This is a genomic window from Novipirellula caenicola (assembly GCF_039545035.1).
Classification (GTDB): Bacteria; Planctomycetota; Planctomycetia; order Pirellulales; family Pirellulaceae; genus Novipirellula; species Novipirellula caenicola.
Window position 1 is genome coordinate 410,933 of the sequence record NZ_BAABRO010000001.1, and the last position, 26,453, is coordinate 437,385.

At 55.6% G+C, this 26,453-nt stretch carries 16 protein-coding genes; 9 read left to right on the top strand and 7 right to left on the bottom strand.

Annotated features, from left to right (window positions below):
• The first annotated feature begins 69 nt into the window (after window positions 1-69).
• From ABEA92_RS01525 to ABEA92_RS01560, 8 genes are all read left to right on the top strand, one after another.
• Window positions 70-1,161, top strand: a complete 1,092-nt coding sequence (locus ABEA92_RS01525) for a type II secretion system protein (protein ID WP_345682004.1) — start codon at window positions 70-72, stop codon at window positions 1,159-1,161.
• Between the two features lie 91 nt (window positions 1,162-1,252).
• A complete protein-coding gene (locus ABEA92_RS01530) occupies window positions 1,253-2,392 on the top strand; it encodes a type II secretion system protein (RefSeq protein WP_345682005.1) in 1,140 nt (379 codons plus the stop codon).
• On the top strand, window positions 2,392-3,570 hold the full coding sequence (locus tag ABEA92_RS01535) for a pilus assembly FimT family protein (RefSeq protein ID WP_345682006.1): 1,179 nt from the start codon (window positions 2,392-2,394) through the stop codon (window positions 3,568-3,570). Before ABEA92_RS01530 ends, ABEA92_RS01535 begins: the two co-directional genes overlap by 1 nt.
• Window positions 3,571-3,575: 5 nt before the next feature.
• Complete coding sequence (locus ABEA92_RS01540) at window positions 3,576-4,847, top strand: hypothetical protein (protein WP_345682007.1); 1,272 nt, start codon at window positions 3,576-3,578, stop codon at window positions 4,845-4,847.
• Window positions 4,848-4,927: 80 nt separating this feature from the next.
• Window positions 4,928-10,291 (top strand): hypothetical protein, encoded by a 5,364-nt coding sequence (locus tag ABEA92_RS01545; protein ID WP_345682010.1) that lies wholly within the window; start codon window positions 4,928-4,930, stop codon window positions 10,289-10,291.
• Window positions 10,288-12,108, top strand: a complete 1,821-nt coding sequence (locus ABEA92_RS01550) for a prepilin-type N-terminal cleavage/methylation domain-containing protein (RefSeq protein ID WP_345682012.1) — start codon at window positions 10,288-10,290, stop codon at window positions 12,106-12,108. The genes ABEA92_RS01545 and ABEA92_RS01550 overlap by 4 nt, the downstream gene beginning before the upstream one ends.
• 99 nt (window positions 12,109-12,207) lie before the next feature.
• The gene (locus ABEA92_RS01555) at window positions 12,208-12,705 is read left to right on the top strand and encodes a hypothetical protein (protein ID WP_345682015.1); all 498 of its coding nucleotides are present in this window, start codon (window positions 12,208-12,210) and stop codon (window positions 12,703-12,705) included.
• Window positions 12,706-12,753: 48 nt separating this feature from the next.
• Entirely contained in the window at window positions 12,754-13,857 is a 1,104-nt protein-coding gene (locus ABEA92_RS01560; RefSeq protein ID WP_345682022.1) for a GTP-binding protein, read from the top strand.
• Between the two features lie 292 nt (window positions 13,858-14,149).
• Here the strand turns inward: ABEA92_RS01560 and ABEA92_RS01565 are convergent, their stop codons facing one another.
• The 5 genes from ABEA92_RS01565 to ABEA92_RS01585 form a co-directional block, all read right to left on the bottom strand.
• Window positions 14,150-14,977, bottom strand: coding sequence for an HAD-IIB family hydrolase (locus tag ABEA92_RS01565; RefSeq protein ID WP_345682028.1), 828 nt, complete (start codon window positions 14,975-14,977; stop codon window positions 14,150-14,152).
• 7 nt (window positions 14,978-14,984) lie between these two features.
• Window positions 14,985-16,991, bottom strand: a complete 2,007-nt coding sequence (locus tag ABEA92_RS01570; RefSeq protein WP_345682029.1) for an alpha-amylase family glycosyl hydrolase — start codon at window positions 16,989-16,991, stop codon at window positions 14,985-14,987.
• Entirely contained in the window at window positions 16,972-19,185 is a 2,214-nt protein-coding gene (locus ABEA92_RS01575; RefSeq protein ID WP_345682031.1) for an HAD-IIB family hydrolase, read from the bottom strand. Before ABEA92_RS01575 ends, ABEA92_RS01570 begins: the two co-directional genes overlap by 20 nt.
• 169 nt (window positions 19,186-19,354) lie before the next feature.
• Window positions 19,355-20,314 (bottom strand): PfkB family carbohydrate kinase, encoded by a 960-nt coding sequence (locus tag ABEA92_RS01580; RefSeq protein ID WP_345682034.1) that lies wholly within the window; start codon window positions 20,312-20,314, stop codon window positions 19,355-19,357.
• A gap of 1,257 nt (window positions 20,315-21,571) precedes the next feature.
• Window positions 21,572-22,003 (bottom strand): 6-pyruvoyl trahydropterin synthase family protein, encoded by a 432-nt coding sequence (locus tag ABEA92_RS01585; RefSeq protein ID WP_345682036.1) that lies wholly within the window; start codon window positions 22,001-22,003, stop codon window positions 21,572-21,574.
• Window positions 22,004-22,250: 247 nt separating this feature from the next.
• Here ABEA92_RS01585 and ABEA92_RS01590 point away from each other — a divergent pair, with 247 nt between their 5' ends.
• A complete protein-coding gene (locus tag ABEA92_RS01590) occupies window positions 22,251-23,210 on the top strand; it encodes an SMP-30/gluconolactonase/LRE family protein (RefSeq protein ID WP_345682038.1) in 960 nt (319 codons plus the stop codon).
• Between the two features lie 259 nt (window positions 23,211-23,469).
• Here ABEA92_RS01590 and ABEA92_RS01595 read toward each other — a convergent pair whose 3' ends face one another.
• Both ABEA92_RS01595 and ABEA92_RS01600 read right to left on the bottom strand, forming a co-directional pair.
• Window positions 23,470-25,575, bottom strand: coding sequence for a cytochrome c3 family protein (locus tag ABEA92_RS01595; RefSeq protein WP_345682040.1), 2,106 nt, complete (start codon window positions 25,573-25,575; stop codon window positions 23,470-23,472).
• A 54-nt stretch (window positions 25,576-25,629) separates the two neighbouring features.
• Window positions 25,630-26,451: a hypothetical protein gene (locus ABEA92_RS01600; RefSeq protein WP_345682042.1), complete on the bottom strand. Its 822-nt coding sequence runs from the start codon at window positions 26,449-26,451 to the stop codon at window positions 25,630-25,632.
• Between the last annotated feature and the right edge of the window lie 2 nt (window positions 26,452-26,453).

A 26,453-nucleotide genomic window follows, 5' to 3' on the forward strand; every position in this document is an offset into this window, starting at 1 on the left:
CCCGCCACATGCATCCTTGTTAAACCAACCGAACCACCACCCAAACTCTCTATTCCTTTTTGAAACGACATGAGCAGTCACAACATTCCGGTCAAAGCGACGCGTCACGGATTCACGCTTGTCGAAATCCTGGTGGTCATCACGATCATCGGTATCCTGACGGCCATCGCCATCCCGGCGGTCAACAACGCGATCCGCACCACGCGGCAAGGCGTGATTCGAATGGAGATCAGTTCACTCGAAACCGCGATCGAGAAGTACCGTGAAAAGTATGGCGACTATCCGCCTGATTTTTCGGATCCAGGTGTTGTCAGCCGTCATTACGGAAATCTGTTCCCGCGGATGTCGACCAACGACAGCGCGCTGTTGGCGAACCTGATGTCGGGCACCACGATTGATCGCGCCGAAGCACTTGTTTGGGCATTACGCGGTTACAGCGACGATATCCAGCGTCCTTTTACCGGCCCCGGCGGACCGCTGGTTTGGACGGGCAATGGATCCAATAACTACACCGATACGTCGGTAACGGATACTGACCGCCAAAACCCCGCCAATTTTCAAATCAACAGCGATCGCGTCAATGCGTTCTATGATTTCGAAGCCAATCGTCTCGGCATCAACACGCCGGATTCGACCGCACCGTTGACCGGAGCCAACCGATACTTGTCCAATGACGGCGACGGGGACCTATTTCCAACCTATGCCGCCCGATCCGGCGGCGCCCCGTTTGTCTACTTTGATTCACGGACCTACACCAGCAGTACGGGCGGATACAACGGCTACTCGTCGACGACCTTTGGATCGGTCCGCCCTTATTTCTCTGACCAATTCAATAACAACTCGACCGGGGCCGATTACGCAACGATCGACGCTGCGTTGGCGGCGTGGAAGTTCATCAACCCCAATAAATTCCAAATCATCTCAGCTGGGCTCGATGATTCCTTCGGCAGCACCGTAAACACCGCGGGTGGTCAACCGGTCTACTTCCAATACCCCACCGGGGCGGCGATGGCTCCGTCGACTAGCGTTGACTCGCCCGGTGAACTTCTTATCTCAGGCGTATCGCGTTACCAAGAGTCGACGTTCGGTTCCAACTCGAACGCTCAGTTCGACAACATCACCAATTTCAGCAGCGGCACCCTGGCCGACGACGTTCCGTAACGTCGCAAAGCTGAACGCGATTTTGCAGTTGATTTTAACGAACGACAAACGAGTGCACCTTGGTGTAAACGACTCGTACTAGGGATCTATTATGAAGATCGAAACACAGGACCATTCACACCGCCGCAACGGGTTCACCCTCGTTGAGATTTTGGTCGTGATCGTGATCCTTGGGGTCATGGGCGGCATGGTGGTGACCGCCACCCAAGGGGTCACCAATAGCGCTCGACATGCACGAACCAAGATGATCATCTCGGCTATCGACGGCGTGATCCAAGAACAATACGACTCGTACAAATACCGACCGTATCCGATCGTGTTGCCAAATTTTTCACGCACCACCGCCGGGTCGCCCCCTGTTACGCTGGACTATGAAGTCTTGGCGTACGAAGCGGCACGCGTTCGTTTGATCATGACGCGAGATCTGCAGCGAATGGAACTGCCCGACAAGATGTTGGACGTGGTGACATCCGGAGGCGGCGTCCAGGGACCGATCGCCATCACTGCCGTTGCCAACCAGGTAGCCGAGAACACCGATGGAAAGATCATTCGTTACTTCAACAACCCAGCCAATCCTCGTTATCAATTCAATGTGGTCTGGGATCCCGCACGCAAGGTCAAAACGTATTACGACCGCTACCAAGCCAATTCCACGATCGGTAACACCTGGACGAGCGAAAACGAAGGCGCCGAATGTTTGTACTTGATCATGGCGACCTCGTTCGTCGCTGGATCGCCTGCGATCGATTCGATTCCCAGTGCGAACATCGGAGACACCGATTCCGACGGCATGCTTGAAATCCTGGACGGATGGGGACAGCCACTTTTGTTCATCCGTTGGCCTGCGGGTTACAACGACCCCACCGGCGGTGTGCAAACCTCGATTCCCGATGAGTTTGACCCCTTTCGCTCCGACTTTGGTTACACCGTTGCTGGCGAAACCGAGCCCTATTCGCTCCGTCCTTTGATCGTCTCGGCGGGCAGCGACGGTGAATACGGCATCGCGACAAGTGAACTTGTTGACTACACCACGCAGTCGTGGCCGCTGACCGACATGGATACCGGCAGCAACACTGCCGAAGGGGACGAAAGCCGAGGCCGAACCGGCACCTACAGATACCCCGATCCCTACGTTCGCAAATCGCCGCCGGCCACACTTCCGGGGGCGATCACCGACAGCGAGGTGGCCACCGACAACGTGACCAACTTTGCATTGCAGGAGTCACAATAGTGTTTAGCTCATTGAACCCACGATCGATCACGCGGCGAGCGGCCTTTACCTTGGTCGAATTGCTGGTCGTGTTATTTATCCTGTTGATGCTTTCGACGATTGCGCTGCCAACGGTGAAAAAGTTGCTTGCCGATCAAAAGGCAGCGCGAGCCGCACGTAACGCCGCGATCTTCATCGACGCCGCTCGCAACCGAGCGATTGCCGAGAATCGATACGTCGGCGTCCGGCTGGAACGGCTAGGCACCGGTTCATTTGGACAAGCCGCTTCGATCCGGATGAGGCAATTGGTGGGCATCCCGCCATACACCGGAGACTCTGCCGACGCGGTGGCAACATTGCAAGGAACGCCGATTAGTAGCGCCGTCTTTCAGGCCAACGATTGTCCGCTGTTAGCATTGAGTTCACGACTGCTGAACAACGAATCGGGCCCAGGGGTGCCGGACACATCCGATGACCATCTGGCTCCGATCCGGATCGGAGACTTGTTGGAATTGCCGGGTGGCCGCTCGGTGCCAATCACCGCGATCACTGACGACTCTACCGGAGGGACACCGCCAACTCAGGTCACCGTCACATTTGATTTGAATGAACCGAATACCAGCGGCAACGACACGTTTCCGGGAACGGTTCGCGACCCGCGGGATGCGGCGGGAGATCCCGTCAAGTTTCGCATCCACCGTCGACCGGTTCCTTCGTCGAGCATGACGTATTCGCTTCCACGTGGTGTGGCGTTTGACATGAATTACTCGGGCATTGGGATCGGCGGGAATCAATTTTCGCCCGACACCGATGCCGGCGAGATCGCGGGAGATGTCGACATTGTTTTCGACCCCAACGGCAGCGTGATCAGTGTCACCACCAATGTTTCGGTCAACTCCACGACCATGGGTTATCCCGTCGGCAAAATTTACTTGTGTTTAGGCGATAGCTCCGGCGTGATGGGCTCAGGCGAAAATTTGTTTCAAAACAGCGGCCGCACGGTGGCGAACATTCGCAGCCTCGAATCGATTTGGATTGTGATCAATCCCGCCAGCGGCCAGGTTTCAGTTGCACCGTTTGCCACGGTATACACGGCACCGACGGACAGCACTAACCCTCGTGACACAACATGGGTAACGCCGTTGACCGAAGCCCGGTCACTGGCCAATGCCTCCGCCACTTTGGATTCCGAACCATGATAGGAATGATGAAATACACACGTCGCCTTGGCGTCACCCTTGTCGAAGTCATCTTCTCGATTGGCGTCATACTGATTGGCCTGTTGGGCTTGTTATCGATATTGCCGTTAGCCGGTCATCGTTCCCAAGATGCGATCAGCTTGAATGTCGGTGCGGCCATGGGCGATTCGGTGGCCAATGAGGTACTAGCGCGTGATTGGATCAAAGAAGCCAATCTCGTCGATCTCGATACCCAAGCTGGGATCGAACGCAGTTTATCTGCGGGTGGTGGAACAACGGCGACGCTCATTCCTCCGTTTTGCATTGACCCCATGCTGGCCGCCTCGCCACCGGCGGCGATTACCAACACGTCGTACGACAGCGACTATTTTCCATTCTACATTCCCAATCACGATCCGCTGTTGGACCCGTCCGATGCAACCGCCGATGATTCGCCAGGATTCGCCGGTCAACCACGGATGTTGCGAGTGCGGTTAAGCGACTTTGCATTGACCGGAACCAGCACCACCTTGACCGTGGCACAGCGGCTTGAAGCAGCCCGCACGATCGTGGAAAGCATTGACGATTTACAAGAGATTCGCCCCGGCGATCGATCGTTGCCCGCGACCGTCAGTGGTTATCAAGCTACTAACGATGCGACAGGATCTAACTTTGGCAAAACGCTCGCCTCAGGTGAGTTTTCATGGATCATCACCGTCGATCCATTTCCCGGCGACGAGAACGCATCGATGTCGGTGGTCATTCTGCGGAATCGTGAGCGAATGTCCGCGTTCCAAGTGGCCTCGGCAGACACGCCTCGTGATAACGCGTTGGCCGAACGAGTCGCACTGGTGACCAACCCCGTCGGATTCCGCGGCGGTGCTGGTGGGTCGGTGACATTGATTTCGGCGGGCAACACGTTGTCGGACCTGCGTTCGGGCGACTGGATCATGCTTTCCCGAAGCACCGTGCCGACGACGGAGTTCTCGCGAGCCGAATCAGCCGTCCACCGCTGGTACCGTGTCGCCGCAGTGACGAGTGATGCATCGATATTGACGCCAACGGACGATGACGAAATTACCCTTTCCGACGGCACCATCGTGACCGTTCCCGCGACCGGCGCGGGAAATCGAACGTCGACCACGGTGTGGGAAAAAACGGTGGTGCTCGATGGTCCGGATTGGCAGTTTTCCTCTGTCGTTCCGGGTGACGCAGCCACCAACTCGTTAACCTACGCCACTTTGATGGAAGATGTCGTTTCGGTAACTGAACGAACCATATCCATCTCCGAATTCTAGACTTTGACCAAACTGGCACATCGCTGCCGTAGCAAAAGAAACACAACCTTCTCTGAATTTCCGCCAATCGGGGCAACATCATGAAACGCAAACCGAACTCAGGCATCATCCTGCTTGTCGTTCTCAGCATGCTGACTTTTTTCAGCCTGTTGGTCGCTGCGTACCTTGTCTTCAGCAATCAATCTCGCGCGACGGCGTTTGCAATCGCCAGCACCAAGACACGTGCGCCCCAGCCGAACAAACTGCTTGATGACGCGATGATGCGTTTGCTCGTTGGCACCGGCGATGATTCGCTGTCGTTCTTTGGCGAAGATTTGCTCAGCGATTATTACGGACGAAGCGATGCACGTCAGTTCGATGTTGCCACCGGAGGCGGCCAAATCGGAACCAGTGGTTTTGTGCGGGTTCGGGTGGCTGGCACGACATCGGACCGCAATGTCGACGACCTGTTCGCTGGCCGGGTGATCACGTTCCAAGGCGGCCCATTGGTCAACCGATCGTATCGCGTCATCCGATCGCTTAATCCGTCGGCATCGACGCACGATCTAGTGATCGAAATGGAACCCGAATTTTTGAGCACTACGGTTCCGGCCGGCACCAAGATTTGGATGAACGGAACGCCACGAAACTCACCCGGGCTTGGTTACCAAGGGGGGCAGATCAGCGTCACGCAGCCGACATCTTATACGAACGAATCGGGGACGACGTGGAACGTCGGGTTCACGTTGCCACTGGCCTTGCAACCCAATTTGCTCGGAACGGGCACGACAAAAATTGCATTGCCCGGGACTCCGACCGGTAGCGATTTTGACGAGGGCTATGACGCCGCCGATTTCAATAATTGGTTTCTCAGTCATCGGCACGACGACGGAACCGTGGTCCCATCGTTCCATCGACCGTCGGTGATCAACTATATCTTGAATGAATTCGACGATTGGGAATCCAACTCCTCTGGGTCAGGGCCTCGTTCAAACGCCGATTATGCCGACTTGATGGCCAGCATCGCTCGAGCAACCTTTCGTCCGTTGCCGATCGCGGCCAATCAATTCAACAAAAGTGGTCAAACCCATAATGCCATCAACGTCGAGTTCACCGGTGGCAACAGTAGTTTTGCGCTTCGCAGGGCGACTCGCATCACCAACGAGAAACTAGTCGACCAGGTCGCTCGCGCCTTGATTCAAGGTGATTGGGATGTTGATAACGATGCCGATGGCATCAACGACAGCATTTGGGTCGATCTAGGATTGCCGCTATTCACTGCACCCGACGGTAAATTGCTGCGGCCGTTGGTGGCACCGATGATCGAGGATTTGTCGGGGCGTCTGAATGTCAATGCGCATCACAATTCGTCGTACACATCGGCAACGATGCTAGGCGTTTCGTCGTCGGTCCCCCGCTGGGCAGGCACCTACAATTTAACGGCGGCGCAAGCCGCGTTTCGTGGGCTTGGTTACGGCCCCGCCGAAATCGCGTTGCCGATCACCGGGTTGGATGCATTGGTCAATGCACGGTATCGCACTCCACCGATGGCTACCAACGTGACCAATCCAACGCCGGGTTTTGATACCAACGATGCACTGGACTTATTGCGAACGGGACACCGTCCTCCGATGCATACTGCAGCGGGCGGTTATGGTTATTCCAGCGACCCCTTTGGCCGTGGCGGAGTGGGAATCGGATTATCAGGCCATTTGGTTGCGGGACGATCGGGAACTCAGGTTCGCGCCGATGACACCACAACGACCAACCACAATGAACTGACCAACGAATCGATCAACGATCCCTACGAAAGTGATCCATCGGGATTGCTATCGGGTGACTTGATGTTAACGGCGGATGAACTCGAGGCCATTCTGCGTTCGAATGAATTCGATATCGAGATGCTACCCACACGGCTGCGAACGGTCGTTGAACCGCTGTTGGCCGCCAATCCAGGCTTGGCCCGCGCCATCACCACCCACTCTAAATCGGACGATACCCCGCCACCGGTTTCGTTCACCAATGCCACTGCGGGTGATTCGCTTTATGAATCGTTGCTGACGTTGTTTCCAAGTCCGTTTACCGAAGTTCAGATCAACCGGCTGATCGCCCCCGAGCTTCGTCTGGGCCGAAAAATCAGCGTCAATCGGCCACTTGGAAACGGGGTCGACGACAACGGTAACAATATCATTGACGAACCCGGCGAAGTCGCGGCCGAAACCGAGGCTTTTGGTGTCGCCAGCGGAGGATCGGGTACCATTCCCACCGCCTTCCAAGGGCAAACCCCGGACTACAATTTTGATGAGCCCAGCACGGTGGATTCGCGGCAACTTTTGGCTCGCCATCTGTATGTTTTGATGATGGTGCTGACCAATGGTGCAGCCGATTTTCCCGACAGCAACGATGCTGCACTGACAGGTTACAAGGCTCATCGCATCGCACAGTGGGCTGTGAATGTGGTCGATTACCGCGATCCGGATTCGATCATGACGGCATTCGAATACGATGCCAATCCCTTTGATGGCTGGGGCGTCGATGGCAATTTGCTTACCGACGAATCCGTCACCGCACCCAACGCGGACGGAGTCGACAACGATCAAGACGGCATGACCGATGCGATGGATACCGATGGCGAATTCGCGACCACCACGGTGCCACGCGGGGTGGTGTGGGGAGTCGAGTCGCCAGCACTTGTCTTTAGCGAATCGTTTGCTTCGCACGATGTGCGATTGCGTGATACGAACCGTGACAATAACAAAGGGACGACCAAGACCGATCCCACTGACCCGGATCTCGATTCCGATCAAGTTCGAATTCCTCAAGGCAGCTTGATGCTGGAACTGTATTGTCCACACCCAACGGTCAATACGCCCCCAACCTCCCCGACAGCTTTGGGAGATCAAACGACGCTTCCGGCAGCCCCCCAAGAACTCTACACGACCGACGCGAATGCAAAATCGTCTCTCAATCTATCCCTGACTGCACCGGCATCCGGGGGCGGCGTCGGAGCCCCAGTATGGCGAATTGCAATCACCGAACGTCATGACAATGCCGCGGTGGTACCGCCGGCGAAGAAAGATGAAAATCCGGCAGCGTTGCGAGGCACGAAGCCGGATACGGCGTCGTTCCAAATCGAATATCCCGACGAGATCGACACCACCGCCGGTGCACTGAGTTACGACCGATTTATCTTGTTTCAAAATTATGGGGATGCACCTGCTAACCCCGCCCCGGCTTTGACAGCGGTGAACGCGATGATTACCAGTAATGGGATCAGCGATATGTCGGCCAATCAAGTCTTCTTCGCTCCTACCACCGGACCACTGAGCACTATAAACGCCGACAAGACTCTCGAAGCGGGCCAATACTTGTGTCTCGCGCCAAGGATTGAGACGCGTTTTGGTTCCAAAGAATATCCAGCCAGCACATTCCCCGGGATCCCTAGTGAGCAGCGATTCACGGTTAGCACGACCGAAGGATTGCTGCAGGCACGCCAGGATGGCACACGCATCACTCCGTCGCTCGGGGTCAATGCAAACGACGCTTATTCCAACGCATTGTCGCTTGTGATTGGTGCTCCACGTCCCACATCCTGGACCGGCGGCGGAACGAATGTCTTCGACCAAAATGTGGTGGGGCTGAACGTCTCGGAACCGCTTCCCAACGGTGGCAGCTATTATCCCGAGCCGTTGTATCAGTACAACGGAACTGCGGATTTGGATATGGCCGGTGGCGTCGATTACCCACGCAACGATGCCTACATGGACTTTAGTGATGCCTCTACCTCGGCCCGTGATACTCCACTGGACGTTTCTATCGGACGGATTCCAGTCGATTCAACGGGTATGGAACCGGCGCTCGGAACACGACCGGAGTACTGTTCGGCATTCTTGCAACGACTCGCCGACCCGACCCGTCCTTACAACGCCGTTACGAATCCCTACCGTACGATCGACTGGATCCCCATCGATTTGACGGTGTTCAGTGGTGAAGAGCGCGAAAGCAAGATTTCGTCGGACGGTGCCCAGTACGCACGACGAACGCGACAACGCAACGGTTTCACCAAGTCGCCCTCTGGGACGGTGGCCGCTTCGAACGCACTGTACTCGTATGAGACCGATTTCCCGACTCCGGCAACCACCGTGGATCCGGCAGCCGCTGACTACTTTGCGTTTTCGACCGTGGCGACGAGTGCTCACCTCCATTCCTCGTTCAGCGTCCTGAACACTGATATTGCAAACATTAACCCTGGGTTTGTTGGGTTCGCCGCGACGATTGGCAGCGATGCAGCCGCGACGACCATCACCGGGCACGATCGAGGGCTACCAAGCATTCCTTTTGCCGTTCACCCATGGCTAAATCGTCCGTTCACCACGCCGTTGGAATTGATGATGGTGCCGGCGTGCTCGCAAGGTCGGCTATTCGAAGAGTTCAACATCACCTCGGGCGACCCGACGATCTATCCCAACTCAACCACCGTCGTGTCCGCGGAAATGCGAGCTCCGTATCGACACATGCTGAATTTCTTTCACAGCCAGGATGCAACCAACGAAGGAACGAACATCGATCGTATCTTTGACTTTGTCCATACGTTGCCTCCATTCCGCGGCGAAGTGAACATGGTCCAACCGGCACGAGTCACGGCAACGGGTTTGGTGGAAATGATGAAACCCCCATTCAACATGACCTATGACAACCAACGACAAGCTCGAATCAATCTAAACACGCTGAGTGAATCATTGGTTTGGCAAGGATTGATGCAGGGACATTTGACATCGGCCACCGGCGTTGGACAGATGGCATTTGACGATTTCATTCAAAGCCGACGCGGTTATCCTGTATCGGGCGTTGCGGCCCCACGTAAAACCGTCGATGCCGGCGGAAATGCGGCGACCGGCCCCTACAACTATGTCCCAGGTCATCTGGACCCTGAATTACCGACACAGTTCGCCGGTGTGTTCCGAGATTGGCGACGCGCCAATTTCGCTCCCGCACTACGGACGCCTCCGGATGATACCGCCGATACCGCCGCGACGGACCGCTTGCGACGCAACCCGATCGATGGGACGCTGCTGCGTCGTCACTACAACATGTCGACCTCGGGTACCGAGGAAACGATCACTGCGGATCCGTACCCCCAATTGGTAAGAAGCTCGACCGCAGCTCCGCTTTCAACCCACTTGGATCGCGGACGCAATCCGTTCTTGCGATACCAAACACTGATGCGGATGCCGAACTTGACCTCGGATAATTCCCAGGTGTTCTTGGTTCGCATGACGATGGGATTCTTCGAAGTCGATCCGACCAACGTCAATAATCTCGGCCGCGAATACAAAGAAGCGCTCGGCGAGAATCAACGCTATCAAGCGATGTTCATTATCGATCGATCCATTCCCGTTGGCTTCGTTCCGGGGCAAGAAATGAATGCTCGCAACACCATCATTTTCGAACGGTTTTACCAATGATGCGAATTCAGAACCCAATGAACCGAAACATGATTTCGTTTCGCAAGTCGCTTGGCTTCACACTCGTCGAGATGCTTGTGGCAATGGCGGTCACGCTGTTGATGATGGCGGCATTAGCACGCGCGTTTGCCTTCGTGGGCGAACGAGTACGCGACAGTCGTGGCGACGTCAAAATCTCAAACGACATCCGCGATGTCACCAACCGGATGCGAGACGAGTTGAAACGATGTACGGTTTCGCTTGAGCCGAACGATGGTGGTCCCGATCAAGCGGGATACTTTTTGTATTACGAAGGGCCGATGACGAATGCCACTTCGTCGCTGCTTGGTCCGTCGACGACCATCGATGGCCAGATCGTGGCACGCGATGCACGTTACGGCGATTTCGACGACTATTTTGCCTTTACCGCAGTGGCAAAACCAGGTTCGTGGTTCACCGGCAAGGTTCCTGAATTCATTCTGACGGGGACCGCTACGGACACCAATCCCGTCGTGATCCGATCGAAGTACGCCGAAATTGTCTACTTCACCAATCCCGATCGAAACCCGACTACCGGCGCCGTGATTGATACCAATGGCGATAACCTGCCCGACCGTTTGCAACTGTATCGCCGCGTCTTTTTGATTCGGCCCGACTTGAATCTCAACACCTCCACGGGTGGGATCAACACGCTGTCGGCGGCTAGCAATTGGCAAACCGGGCTGGCGTCGATCAACCAACAGTGTGACTTGTCGGTCCGGCGTGGCTTGAACAGCGACGGAACTCAAAGCACCGTCGTCTTCGCCAATTCGCTCGAAGACCTGTCGAAGCCGCACAACCGGTTCGCGCACGTGCGGGTTCCCCAAGCCACGCTGTTTGGATCGGGAACCACTCACACGTCGATGCCGATCTTGGCGCTCGAACCGCCGGTAAACATTGTCGCAAACGCTTCGACAACCACGACGCCTCCCCAACGTCCCGAAGATTCGGCAACAAACACCGATCCAGTGGTCCTGGATAGTCGCTGGAGTGGGTATCTACGTCGTGAATTCGTGTTATCGGGGACACGGCAAGGCGAAGACGTGATTGCAACTAATTGCCGCGGATTGGATCTAAAGATCTTTGACCCGACCGCCGACTTTTTTCACACGTCGGGAAACCTCATTGTCGGACCGGGCGACGTAGGCTATCGCGAAGCGTTGCGAGACAGCGGCACTTCGATCGTGTTGCAAGGCGGGTTTGTTGATTTGGCTTATCCCGTTTTGGCCGGTGGCCCGATCCGAGGATGGCAGGCTCGACAAATGGCGGTGTCATCCTCTACCAGCCACAAAGCAAACGACGCCTTCTCGGACACGACCAACGGAGCCGTTGCCATCACCCGAATCCAGAGCACGTTTTCGGGAATATCGCCGTCGATAACCAGCTATACCACCTCGATTGCCAACAAGACGTACGTGGACTCGTTGCTGCTGTCGGGCCGGCTTGTGATCAACACCAGCGGACCGCAAATAGCATTGTTCCAACCTGCGTTTGACACTTACACGTCCGCCTATGAACGTGACGGATTGCTGCAGGATCGTCGCTATCAATTATCCGACCAATTCGCGGGAACGTTGTGGAAAACATGGGCCTCGGCCGATGTGGCGTCGATTGATCTCGGCGCCGATGGGCTGGATAATAACGGCAATCCCGACAAAGGGGCTGACGATCCACGCGAACGCGAAACCTCGGCTCCGTTTACGACCAAGCCTGAAGCGATTAGCATCACCGTTCGTTTGGAAAATCCATCGACACGTCAATTTCAACAAGGCACCATTGTCCATCGCGGCGAACGCTAACGAACGTTCTGGCAATGTTGTTGGTCGCTTGGCGATTGAAACGTTTGCTTGATCTTGTTTGAGGTTCTAGACGATCGCCATCGCACCCTTGATCTCGCTATGAAAACGCTGTTGATCCCAATCCTGCTTTCTCTCGCCGTCGTGTCGCGATTGAGCTCGCTGTGGATCGCCTCGACTCACGAGGTATCGCCCGAACTGATCCTGGCTCGGCAGGTCGCGGACACCGCCGCTACACCGTTTGGCGACAACGCCAGCGGCGTCGATGTGCAAACCTTGCATTTCGATCCTGGTGCCTGGGTTGTGGTGACCAATGGAGACGATGGCGAACCGGGTCGCGCCGACGTCGACGATGACTTTAACGGCGTGGTTGATGACCATTCCGAACGTGGAGCGTTTGGCAGTGATGATTACTGCCGCGTGTTAGCGTCCCACGACGATCCGAGCGAGTCCTACGGCGCGAATGTCACGCTGCTTAGTCGCGGTGGATTTGTTCCCAAGTCGCTGGCGGCGAACCTCGAATCCAACGATCCCGTCCGCCGCTTGATCGTCTCGGGCAGCCAACTGGGTAAGCCGTGGAAATTTGCAGTCGATCCCTGAATGTATCCCGCCTCCTCCCCCACCTCTCCTTTTAAATAAAGCAACGCGATGTCTTCGATTCGGTTCATCATGATCGGCGGCTTTCTTGGCGCCGGAAAAACCACCACGATCGCGCGATTGGCTCGCACTTATCAAGACCAAGGATTGAAGGTCGGTATTGTCACAAATGACCAAGCCACCGATCTGGTCGACACTCACACGCTGCGAAACCAAGGCTTCAATGTCGGTGAAGTCGCGGGAGCTTGCTTCTGTTGTAATTTCAACGAACTGACTAACACCGCAGACCAATTGCACTTGGACAACAAACCCGATGTGATCTTGGCCGAACCGGTCGGTAGTTGCACCGACCTTGTCGCCACCGTCGTGCAGCCGCTGATGCAGTTGTTCGGCGATCGTTTTGATGTGGCACCCTATGGAGTGATTTTGAAACCGAGCCATGGCCGCCGAATTTTGAAGGGCGACCCGAAGGCGGGCTTCTCGCCGAAGGCGGCCTACATCTTTAAGAAACAATTGGAAGAGGCCGATTTTGTCCTGATCAATCGGGCGGATGAATTGACCGAGGCCGAACTTGATGAATTGACTCAGTTGCTGGCCAACGAAGCTCCCGACACTCCACTGCTGCGAATTTCAGCGAAGACCGGTGAAGGGTTCGATGCGTTTTTAGAACAATTAGAACAGCGAGGCGAATTTGGTCGCCGCATCTTGGATATGGACTATGACGTCTATGCCGAAGGCGAAGCGGAACTCGGTTGGCTGAACATGAGCTTGACCGCAACGGCCGATACCGAGTTCGACCTGGATGCGTTGGTGTTAGACATTGTTGATCGTCTACAGAATTCGCTTGCGACCGCGACCGCAGAAACGGCCCATCTAAAAACGATCGGTTTGTCCGATGGGGCTCACGCGGTCGCGAATTTGGTCAGCAGTGACACCCGAGCCGAATTGTCACTGCCATCGCAGTGCAAAACAACGTCGGCCGACTTGGTGGTCAATGCCCGAGTGGCGATCGATCCGGCGCAATTGCAAACGTTCGTCGAATCGGCTGTCGACCAGGCGTGTCAAAGCCATGGTGCGAAAACGGAAGTGCGACAAACGCAGGCGTTCCGCCCCGGCCGCCCCGTACCAACGCATCGCATCACCGAATTCGGATAGAGTTCACTGCCCGTTGTCGCAACGAAACTCGCCAACGTCTTGTGGATTTAGTGAGCCGCAAGCCTGCCAGCGGCCGGCTCCCACCTACAAACGTAGTGGACGAGGCTACGAGTCCCAGCAGACGTAGTGGACGAGGCTACGAGTCCGAGCGACCGCGCAGCACGACGGGACTCGTCGCCTCGTCCACTACCGAGAGAACGCTTCACCCACGTGATTTGCCACACCAAGTTGTTTCCGCACATCGGATCACATCGGAGCGGCGTGAGCGATCCCCAAAGTCGATAGCATTGGGCTATCGCAGCTTGGTCATGTGATGCTTTAGACCTTCCATCACGCCGCTCGTCGCCTTTTTGCTGGCGACAAAGACGTGGTCTTCGGTATTGGCTAACCGATGCGCCTCGGTCACGTTCTGCTTCAATTCATCCGATGCGTTGTGAACCACAATTGCTCGATAACCGGCGGTCAAGGCAGCCAGATCGTTGCCGGAATCTCCGGCGAACACGATCGCCTCAGGAGGCACGCTCATGTGCTCGGCCCACCAGCGAAGTGCATACGCTTTGGAAACGCCGCGTGGCAACAAATCGATCAAGCCGTCACCGTTGAAGGGATCGACACTGGCGATGATCGAATAGGGAGCCGAAATTTGCTCTAATTTCTGCTGGAACTGATCCAGGATCGATTCAAGATGCGACGCGTCGGCATAGTAGCTTAGCTTGAACGCTCCCTGTTTTTCCGGTTCTTGGATCCGCGTCCCCTTGATCCCGGAAAACTGTTTCATCAAATCGGTGGTTGCGATCGGGCCGACAATCGCCGCCAAATCGTCGTGATAAGCTTGCACCCGCTGCATTGAAACGGCAGCGGCATCGATGTCAGCAGCGGCGGCATCACGCCGCATGATCGTCGTCCCGACGTCACAGATGATCCATTCGGGCGATGGCAACGTGTGCTGGGCGATGGCGTCTTGGACCGAGGCAAAATGGCGTCCGGTAACAAACAGCAACTCCATCGCATGTTCGCTGAGAAACCGCTGGACTTCCCCCAGATCGCGTCGATGATCGTCGTGATCATCCAGCGGGATGAACGTGCCGTCCAAATCGGTTGCCAGTACTTTCAAATCCATTTTCGCTTTACACTCGCATCAACCACAGCGTCTCATAACCATCCAATACGATATCTTCACTGGTTCCGAATTCCCGGTCGGTCAACGCGTCTTTGAAGAAACGTCCGAGCCCAACGGTTCGCAACCGATTGCCGTCCACCGATTGCGGTTGATCGGTAAAGTTGGCGATCACGATCAAACGATGACTCTCGTTGATGCGGATGAAGCTCAGCAGATGAACATTGCCCGTCGCGACCAATTCCATCTGTTGGCCAGCCAACGCCGGCAACGATTTTCGTGTGGCGATCAACTTTTGCAGCGATCGAAAGATTCGTTTGCGAATCGAACCGCTGCCCGAGGCAATCGTGTCGTTCAATTCGTGCAGAAATTCCCACTGCATCCGCGGCCGATGGACCCAGCGGGTATCGCCGGCTTTGGCAGGGTCTTTGACGAAATCGTAATCGTTCAACATCCCCCATTCTTCGCCCAGATACAGCAGCGGGATGCCACCGATGCTGAGCGTGATGCCTTGCAGCAACAACATCCGGCGAATCGACATCTCTTTTTCGTACTCGTCCCCTTCTTCGATCGCATGCTCTAATCCGGCCAGTGAGGCAAGCGTGCCTGCGATTCGCATGTCGCCCGTCTCGAGGTTCTCTTGAAAAGGAACCCCGCGAGCGAACGAGCCTTTGAATTGGCCGGTATAAAATTGGTTCAAAAATTGGCGATGATCGTAGGCGTTGATCCCCAGCGCGGCCGCATCAGCATCATCAAACGTCCAACCAATGTCGTCGTGACAGCGGAGATAGTTGACCCACGCGGTATGCTTGGGCAATTTGTGTCGATGGCTCAACGACCGAGTCAACAACCGTGTTTCGCGAGTGGCGAGCGATTCCCATAGCAACGCCATCAGCGTGGGGTTGTACGAGATCTGACATTCTTCGGGACTGATGTACTTGACCACATCATCGGGATGCACAATCGCTTCGGATTTGAACAACAAACTAGGCGTGGCGATGCGAGCCAATCGGCTGAAGGCTTGAATCAACGTGTGAGCTTCGGGCAGGTTTTCGCAACTGGTCCCCATCTGCTTCCACACGAAAGCGACCGCATCGAGTCGCAGGATGTCGATCCCCGTGCTCGAGATAAAGAACATCTCTTCGAGCATCGCGCGGAACACCGCAGGATTGCTGTAATTCAAATCCCACTGGAAACTGTTGAACGTCGTCCACACCCAGCTTTGCATCCCATCGTGCCAAGTAAAATTACCGCGGCGAACGGTGGGAAAGATTTCACGAAGCGTCCGCTCGTATTGATCCGGCAGCGTGCGATCGGGAAAGATGTAATAAAAATTCTGATACTCGGGGTCGCCCGCCTGCGCGTGCTTGGCCCAATCGTGGTCATCCGAAGTGTGGTTAAAGACAAAGTCCAGCACCAAGACGATGCCGGCTTTGCGAAGTTCGGTTGCCAATTTTCGCAGGTCATCGATCGTCCCAAGACGGGGATCGACGCTGCGGTAATTGCTGATCGCGTAACCGCCATCATTATCGCCTGGACGAACCGCGAACAGCGGCATCAGGTGCAGGTAGGTTAGACCGAGCTCTTTAAAATAGTCGATCGAATCGGCCAGCTTGCCAAGGTTCTCGCTGAACAAATCAACATACAACGCCCCCCCGACGATCTTTTCCGAAACAAACCAATCGGGTTCATTGATGCGGTGGCGGTCCAGCTCGCGGAGCTCTTCCGGGCGATCCAACCAAGCTTCGGCAGCCGTGATCAGAATCTGTTCGAGATGGTAGAAGAAGTCGTATCGGGTGCCATACAGCTGGTACAACAGCGCAAAGAGCTCTTCCCAATTGTCGACCAACCGCAAACCAAACTCATGACGCAGCTCTTCCTCGGCATTGCGAGAATCCCAGAACGCTTGCAACCGAGGCGACAAGCGTCGCAACGAAAGATCAGCTTCGTAAGAGAGTCCGCTGGCGTGCGACGCGATGCTGCCGTTGCGGAGTCCTTTAGGATTCGATCTGATCATTGGGAATTACGATGTTCTCTAAGAAGTTGTAGTACTCGATGCCTTCGATGATGCCTCGCGCGTGGGCGTGTTCGGCAAAATAAATTCGAGGATGATTGCGAAGTCGGTTCAATTCGGGGCTGTAATTAGCGACGACCACCCCCAAACTGCGGCCTTGCAGCATGCCGGCATCATTTCCACTGTCGCCAGCGACCAGGACATGTTCGGCCGAAAATCCCCACTTCCACATCAAATGGCGGATCGTCATCTCGCTGCCGCCGCGGACGGGAATGATGTCAAGATACATGCCCAATGACAACAGAACCTTAGCACGTAATCCAGCCGACCGCAGATGTTTCTTGATCTGCATGGTCGTCGGCGCCACCTTGGTATCCATCTCGTAGCTTATTTTGAACTCCGATTGATGCGAGTCGTCCTGCCGAAATAAACCTGGAATTTCGTCCAGGACCTTGCGAATCTCGTCAGGCTTCCAGGCATAATCGATCTGTTTCCGCCAACTGCGGTCAGGAGTCAATTTTTTGCCGTAATGCAGCTGCGTTCCTGCATCGGTGTCAATCACGTCGGGGCGTGGCAACCCGAGCTGCTCGATCAATTCCATCGCACTGTCGAGCCGGCGACCGGTGGCGATCGCAAATCCGATGTGATCATTTTGCTCGAGCATCGCCGCAAATTCGGCTAGAGCCTCGTCATCGCCCGACAACGTATTGTCCAAATCGGTAACGATCAACCGGTCAAATTCGGGCAAACGGCGAGCTCGCGGGGCGCTGACCAACGCCGGTACCGACGAATGCTCGAGAATATCGTCCAAATCACGCAAGTAACGCCGCGCGTGGTTGCTCCAAGAATAATGTTTGCGTGTGCCCTCGATTCCCGCCTTGGACCACGCATCCCATTGCTCCGGTTCGGTCAACGTTCGCAGCAATGCCTTTTCGATCATCTCGTCGTCGAGCGGGTCAATCAGCAATCCGTTATTGCAATTCGCGATGATATCGCGAGGCCCACCGTCGTTGGTCGCCACAATCGGCAACCCTGTCGCTCCGGCCTCTAACAACGTCAACCCAAAGGGCTCGGTCAGCGCGGGGTTGATGAACACCCCTCTGCCTTTGGCCGCATAGCGATACAATTCGGGCACGTCACTGGGCGAGTGCGATTTTGGATACGCCACTCGTCCGTACAAATCGAATTTGTCGATCCGGTGCAGCACGCTATCGAGCACGCGGCGTTGCGCCTTGGGCAGGTCCAACATGTCGTCACGCGAGCCCATGATCAACACCAGATTGGCCAACTTTTGCAGCTGCTCGCTTTGTCCGTACACATCGACCAACTTGGTCAGATTTTTGCGTTCATCCGGCCGAGCCATGGTCAAAATCATCGGCTTGTCCGGATCTCGCAAAAATTTGTCCAACGATCCGGCGATTGCCGGCCGCGGCCAATCGGCCGTCGGCGGAGCAAAACGCGACAAATCGACTCCCGGTGGAATCACTTCCATCCGCGACGGGACGTAGTGATCATACAGCTCGTATTGCTGCTGGACCTCTTGCGTCGTACTGGTGACGACCATCGATGCCGTCTCGAGTGCGATCTCTTCGGCCTCAGTCCGCTGCGAGAACTTGTAGCGACGATCGAGCGATTCGAGGTTGTCTTTGTTTAGCGACAAACGTTGTCGTTTGACCCGGCCAAGCGAATGACCGGTGAAGATATAGGGTACGTGCAGCAATCGTGACAACTGAGCTCCGGCGAGTCCAGCGTCCGCATAGTGACCATGGATGATGTCAGGAATTCCGGTCCGGCGAAAATGCACCAACGTTTGGTCGACAAAATGGTCCACGTACGGCCAAAGCGCTTCCTTCTTTAGATAACGCTTTGGACCAAAGGGAATGCGAACCAGTTTGGCGTTCTCGCTGATCTCTTCTTCGAGCTGCGCATAATCATCCGAGACCTTGGGATCGATGATTTGCCGCGTCAACAATTCCACTTCGCGAACCTGTGGCTGCGAAGCAAGTTCGCGAGCGAGCTCGAGAACGTAAATGACTTGACCACCGGTATCCGCGTCGCACCCTAGTTCGGGTTCATTCGCGCGAATCAGTCCATGTAAGCTGATCAAAGTGATTTTGAGTCCGTTTTCTCGATTGAGCAAACGATTCGATAACGAACTCGCAATTTCGGCAGGCTCTTCAGTCTTCGTTTCAGGCATAACCTTGACGTTTCTGTTGGAGTGAATTGAACAACTTGAAAAAAAATGTGGTCAATGAATTTGTTGAGTTAACGGTCGTGCAGGTCGTCCGGCAACGGCCATGTCGTACCGAAGTGCGGAGCTCAAGCGATAGCAGCGTCGCCGCGCTCAGGGTTTTGTCGCCCACGAATCAATCATCCAGTTCGTAGACCGAGACATCGGTGGTCGTGGCGCCGCGAAGTCCGCAGATGCGTGCTGCAAAACGAACCGCGCGATCGATCACTTGTTGGTAAGAGATCCCGGCCAAGATGCCGTCGATCGTGGCGGCTGCAAATCCATCGCCTGCCCCCACAGTATCCACCATCGAGGTCGGTTCGGGGGCCGCGGCAAAGAATGCACAGTCATGCGTGATCGCGTAGGCACCTCGCGACCCACACGTGATGAAGTACACGGCCGAGCCGCCATACAGCCCCGAGATTTTCTCGACCGCGCGGCGGACTTCGTCGTCCGACGAACAGGGAAGTCCCGAGATCCCCGACAATTCTTCGTCGTTTAGCTTGATGAAATCGGCTCCGGATAGCAGTTCAGGAAGCCACTGCGAATCAAACCACGGCTCGCGAATGTTGATATCGACAAAACGTGACGCCGTCGAGTTTGCGATCCAGTGCTTCAGCGTGTCACGCGTCTGGGGTGCTCGCCACGCCAACGTGCCGTGATAGAAAATGGAGTGTGCATCGTAGACTGATGAGGCGGCATCTGATGACTGCCCCCCAGAATCGGCAGTGTCCGATATTGTCTCTGGAGGCTGAATGAAGTCATAGGCGCGGGGATAGACGATGTCGTACGAGGGCTGGCCATTTTCGAGCGTGACCTGGACTGCACCGGTTTGATGTTCTTTGCTGGTCTGCAATCCATCCAATTTCATGCCCCACTCTGCCATCCGCTCGCGAATCTGTTTTCCCTCGGGATCCTCTCCCACCGACGAAACAAAAGTCGGTTTGCGGCCCAACCCCTGCAGATTCCATGCCACGTTGAAGGGAGCCCCGCCCAGCACGCTACGTCCGTCGGGGAAATGATCGAGCAGAACTTCGCCAATGATCAGTGGCGAACCACGAAACTCAAGACTCGTTTTGGGGGCGTGAGAAGTCATTCGATCCTATCGAGCTCGGCGGAGAGTTTTTGAAGATGCATTGTACGGTTTTGTGAAACGAATGCGAATCGCGACCGATTTTTGCGGCACCGCCCACCATTCTACCCCACCTCGGTCGTGGATTGATTCTGGCCATGTGCCGGATCGGTGCGTCTGCGACAAACGAAGTCTCCGTGCGTAAAACACAGCGTTTGCGGCATTCGTCTCAGGCTAAAAACGCCCTCCTGCATTGGTAGCAAATCATGTTAGCAAATCGTGCGCCCCGCCGTGCTGCATTGACCCCAACTAACACCGTCACCCACCCACTTTTCTCCCGAAGCGGAAGCCGTCAACGTCTTATTGATCGAGTGAAGTCCCCTGCGGCAAGGCGTGTATGATGGACGTCCACGTCCGTCAGTGGCGTATTGGACGGACTAGGAAGTCCATCCTACAGCTAAGACGTGTATGATGGACGTCCACGTCCGTCAGTGGCGTCTTGGACGGACTAGGAAGTCGATCCTACAGCAAGCCATGTATGATGGACGTCCACGTCCGTCAGTGGTGTATTGGACGGACTAGGAAGTCCATCCTACAGCTAAGACGTGTATGATGGACGTCCACGTCCGTCAGTGGCGTTATTGGACGGACTAGGAAGTCCATCCTACAGCTAAGCCATGTATGATGGACGTCCACGTCCGTCAGTGGTGTATTGGACGGGCTAGGAAGTCCATCCTACAGCTAAGCCATGTATGATGGACGTCTTCGTCCGTCAGTGGCGTCTTGGACGGACTAGGAAGTCCATCCTACAGCTAAGCCGTGTATGATGGACGTCCACGTCCGTCAATGGCGTCTTGGACGGACTAGGAAGTCCATCTTACAGCTAAGCCATGTATGATGGACGTCCACGTCCGTCAGTGGTGTACTGGACGGACTAGGAAGTCCGTCCTACGGCTAAATCAACAGCCCGTCAAAACTTTCGATCCACGATGAACGCCCTGAAATTCCGCGACCACTCGATTGAATGAGCCGCGACGCGGCAGCGGCCGGGTCCCACGCAAAACCAACGAGCTACCGTAAACGCAAGTTCCAGCTTACCCCCACCTCCCTTCGGACATCGCGATGCCTCGTTTCGGACCACCGAACAGGGCAGACCACCATCGATAGCAAATATGCTCGCTTTTCGACCAGCATGCTCGATACCCAAGCAACTGCGGATCGAATTGACACTTCGGGGACCAACGAACCGGTGCTTTCGATAACCGACAAGCTGTCCGAGTATTATTTGTCCAATTCCACTTCGGCGCAGGTTTCTTCACTTTCCCACAAGCGGATTTTGAAAGCCGACGCTCCGGTGCCCGCCAGAATTTTGGGGCAGACTTCGTTCAGCAGATGCAGCGCCATGTTTTCGGCGGTCGGGTTGGAGGCCAACTCATAAATGCGATGCGGTTCGGAGGAGCGGATGGCGGCGAGCCCGTTGTCGTCTTGGTCCCACAGAATGAACGCATGGTCCCAGTGTTCATCCAACCAACCTTTGCATCGTTCTTTGAGCAATTTGAAGTCGAGGATTCGGCCGACCGAGTCTTGTTCTTGCCCTGTTACATGGATTTCCACCACGTAGTTGTGTCCATGCAGATTTTGGCATTTGCCCTCGTGACCGACCAAGCGGTGGCCCGCGCAGAACGAAAATCGTCGCATGATGCTCAGTGACATCGTCAAAATTCCCCGAATCGATACAGTATCCTGAGTCTCTGGCCGCGATGAGCAGCAACGCGATCAGCCGCAGGATTGAAGTGACATAAAAATTGCCTTCCGCTGCCGCATCATAGCGGAAGTCGCAATCATCGCGAATCGGCCTGGTTTCTTCGCCAACAAGAAAATGGCACACTATGCGAGCGTCCGGGGCACGGACCGATCCAAGCCAATTCAAAACATCCACCGCAACCCCAAGTCATTCATCATGTCTGAAATCCGCCAAGCTACTGCACTGAGCGTCCCAGCGACCGATGCACTTCGATTTTTGCCAGAGGGCCCGTTCGCGCTGCAAGACAGCCAATTTTCTTGGGTTGGAATTCAACACGGGGCCGACGCAAAACAGGGATCGCTAAATCTATGTGATCTGGCAAGTCAGACCAATCAATCGTTCGATTTGCCGGGACGACCTGGGTTTGCATTTCCATGCACGACCGCAAACCGATTCGTCGTCGGTTGCGAGCGATCGCTCGGATTCTTCGACACCGCAACTGGCAAGTTTGATGTGTTTCAAGAGGGAATCGACGGCGACGTGTCGAACACGATCATCAACGACGGCACGTTCTATGAGAACAACCTCGTCTTTGGCACCAAGGACCTCGAGTTTGCCACGAAAAAAGCGGGCTTGTATTTGTATCGTGGCCGCGATTCGAAACTGATCCGGTTGCGTGACGACCAAATTTGCAGCAACGGAAAATCGATTGTCAAAAACGCCGACGGCTCGCTTGATCTGTATGACATCGATTCCCCGACTCGCCAAATCGTCCGCTACGCTTTGGACATTGACGCTGGCACGCTCGGCGATCCGACCGTCGTCATCGATTTGACCAAAGACCCCGCAGTGCCGGATGGAGCGATCCTGACTCCCGATGGCAAACACGTGATCGTTTCGATGTTCTTGCCGGATGTTGCCGACTTCGGATCGACCCGCATGTACGACATCGTCTCGGGTGATCTCGTTTGCGAGTGGCAGACACCCGGGTCGCCGCAGAACACATGCCCGGCATTGGTGCGGCATGACGGCAAGATTCAATTGGTGATCACCACGGCGGTAGAGAACATGGCTCCGGACGCCAAAGCAAAATGTCCAAATGCCGGACAATTGTTCTTGGCCGAAACCGACATCGCCGACCATGGTGGTCCGATCAACGAGTTCTATCCCGCGTAACACAGGCTGCCAGGCTGTGATGGCGACCAGTGTACCGGGCTTCACGATCGACGACGAAAGTCTTCGCGACTTGTAGATTTAATCCAAATGCAAATCGCAATGGTGAGCCGTGGGGGCAATGCCATCTACTTTCGCACTAACCGGGTCGTGCGTAGGACCCGGCCGCTTACGCGTCGCGGCTCAATAAATCAAAAGTCTTCGCGACTTTCGCTACAAAAGATTGCACTTGATGACAGGCTAGAAGCCTATCCCACAAGGGTCAAAATGAGTCGACGTGGTAGCGATGGCACTTGGTGCACGATTCGCCTGCGCCGTGATCGGTATGGCACGTCGCACACGACTCTAGTTTGAGTGGTTCGAAATCGTGCCCACTTTCTCGGACGCGATGGCAATGCACACAATCGGTCAACCCGGCGATGTTCATGTGCGGGCGATGCGAGAATTTTGTAAACGTCCGCCCCTGGCCCACCAGCGGTGGACTGGTCCAATTCCCGACTCCCTCGGACGCTGCCGGATGACACGTGATACAGGCAGCGACGGTACGGTTGGCGAGCATGCGTTTGCGTATCGGATCATTCGCAGGCAGTGTTGCCAACGCTTCGATTGCGGAACGCACCACGGGATCCGCATGCCCGCTGCCACGGTAGACGATCGCCATCTTCAGTTCGTCGCGGTACCATCCGCCCGCGATCAACATTCGGTCGGGATCAAAACGACCGTCACTCTGCTGCGAAACTCCACCGGGTGCATCCGCACCGACCGTCAAAGGATCCTCGGCAAGAGGGTCCTCAGCAATCAACTCATTATCCCCACCGAGCAAGTCTCCACTCGACCGGTCATCCTCCAACAACTCGTCACCGACCAACAGCGAATCATCGCTACCCAATTCGTCTGCGAGCAACAAATCGTCGTCACTCGAGTTTGCGGCATTGCCGGCTAGCGGATCGCGTTGTGGACGTGGGGATTGAGCCGCGGCGACCGTCTTGAACACGTGCTTCGCCCGTTGGCGGGGTCCTGAAACGGCCAATGGATCGGCAGCGTTTAAAAACCACATGCGATACGTATCGGACAACATTTGCGGCGGGATCGAGCGGATCACGTTGGTGAGTGCCGCGGACGAGACCGCCGAAGCTTCGGCCCGCTCGATCATCGCGGATTGACCGTGCCGGGCCACATCCGCAAGCAGACGGCGGTGGGCTGCCGCGATCGTGGTGGCCGCAGCCGGCTGATCACGCGAATCGACACGAATGCGGCTGAAATCTCGTGATTCGATCTGTCGCAGCGCCGATGCGACTTGATGATCATGTCGCAGAAACAACTCGGACAACGGAGCCACGATGCCATCGTAGAATCCGGTTGCCGCGATCGGCCACGATTCCATTTCGTGCGTTTGCGATTCAGGAATCGTCGGCAGTGCAAATAGCTCGATGCCATGATCGGATTCTAACCGCAATGCTTCATCATGACACGATTGGCATGCGGACTCGTACCGGACGACACGGCTCAGCTCATGATTTTCGTCTTTGACGTGACAATCGAGACAACGAAATTCGGTTGCCGAGTCTCCGTTGCGAGTGGCTGGAAAATGCTTCATGGCATGCGAGGAATGGTTAAACGCAATCCTGCCGCCACGGCCATAGGGCCAATCGGTCCACTGCGGATGCGTGTCGGCGAAACTGCCCATTTGCTGACTGTGACACGTCTGGCATTGGGCATCGGTCATCAGCATCAAGTTCGCATCAGCACCGCGGTGTTCACGGTGACACGCAGCACACTGCACATGTTCTGGGTCGACGCCCGGCGCAGCGGTGGCATGAAGCACAAGATTCGTTTTGTTCAGTGCGGCGGATTGCAGTGATAGTGTTCGTATTTGTTGACGCACTTCGCTGGGCAAATTGTGAGCCAGGCGAGCCGATTGGCGATCAATCGTGCTGTGATGACAATCCAAACAGCGGTCGGTTTGCGAAACCGCATCGTGTCCGACACCCCCGCGTCCGAACCACGATTGGGGCGACATCGAAGCTTCGGTGTGACAGGCGGCGCAGCGTTGTTCGTTTAATGTTCCAGCCAGGATTTGCGCATGCGGTGTCGTCAATTCACCCGGTTTGAAGTAGTGCGACACATGGTCTTGGCGACTGCATAGGAACAAAGCGGCGACAGCGATCGCCAGCACCGCAAAGCCTACCGCCTTGCGACGCCCTAGCCAAGTCCGCCGTGGGCAACACGGTTCGGCCATTGGGCACGTGCCCAATCCGCTCGGCCCGGCAACACACTTCTTTCCCGATGCATGAACGCCACAAACCCAACGATCTCCAGGACGATCGATGGCAGGCGGGGGAGGAAGGTGAACGTTATCGCGGGACATCGGACAGCAGCGTGGTGGGCGGAGTGAATCGTCGGACGAACAGGGTGTGCTCGGCTACATCGTGAAACGCAGTGCCACAGCGGCATGTATGATCGCGCCACCAAACAGCAGCAGTGAAAACACGCTATGAACCACCACCCACAAACGCAACCGGAACTGCAACGCGTACTGATAATCCAAGTCATCACGTTTGCGAACGAGTGCGGCGAATTGCCCGGCGGTCGATCGTGATTCCTGTTCCAAGTAGCGATCGAGCTCTCGCAATCCCGACAACAAACGACGTCGCCGGTGCCCGGTCGGAAGCATCACGTAGGCAAGCGTTGGCGAGGAAGCAAAAAACGGATTCAGCACATTGCGATAAAATGTCTTTAGCACTGCCATTGCGTCTTCTTCGCTGCTGCCTTCCAACAACCGACCTGCGGCCGCTGCGATCTCGTTGCGATGCCAGGGGATTTGTTCGAAACGATATTCGCCGGGAACCGCGGTCAAACGACGCGGCACCGTCCGACTTGCATACAGTCCATAGAATCCACTTCCGGAAACGACCAGAAATAAAATCGACAAGGTGCATTCGAATTGCCCGGTTGCGATCAAGGCAGGGACATGAACCACGTAGACTGCCGCAGCAAAAAGTCCGCTGTACAGATGAATTTGAGTCCAAGTGCTGATGTTCCCCAGCGGCAATACCGGCAACCGCCGGCGGATCCCCAACAACATCAGCAGGCACAACGTCGCCAGCAGCGTGAACCCCGTAAAGTAACTGGCGTGGCCAAGCCGGTCTTGTTGCCAACGATTGATCATCACGACGAATCCGATGGCGATCGCAGTGACCAGCAGCGAGACCCGTCGTCGTGTACGAAAGTGAATCGGTTTCATAC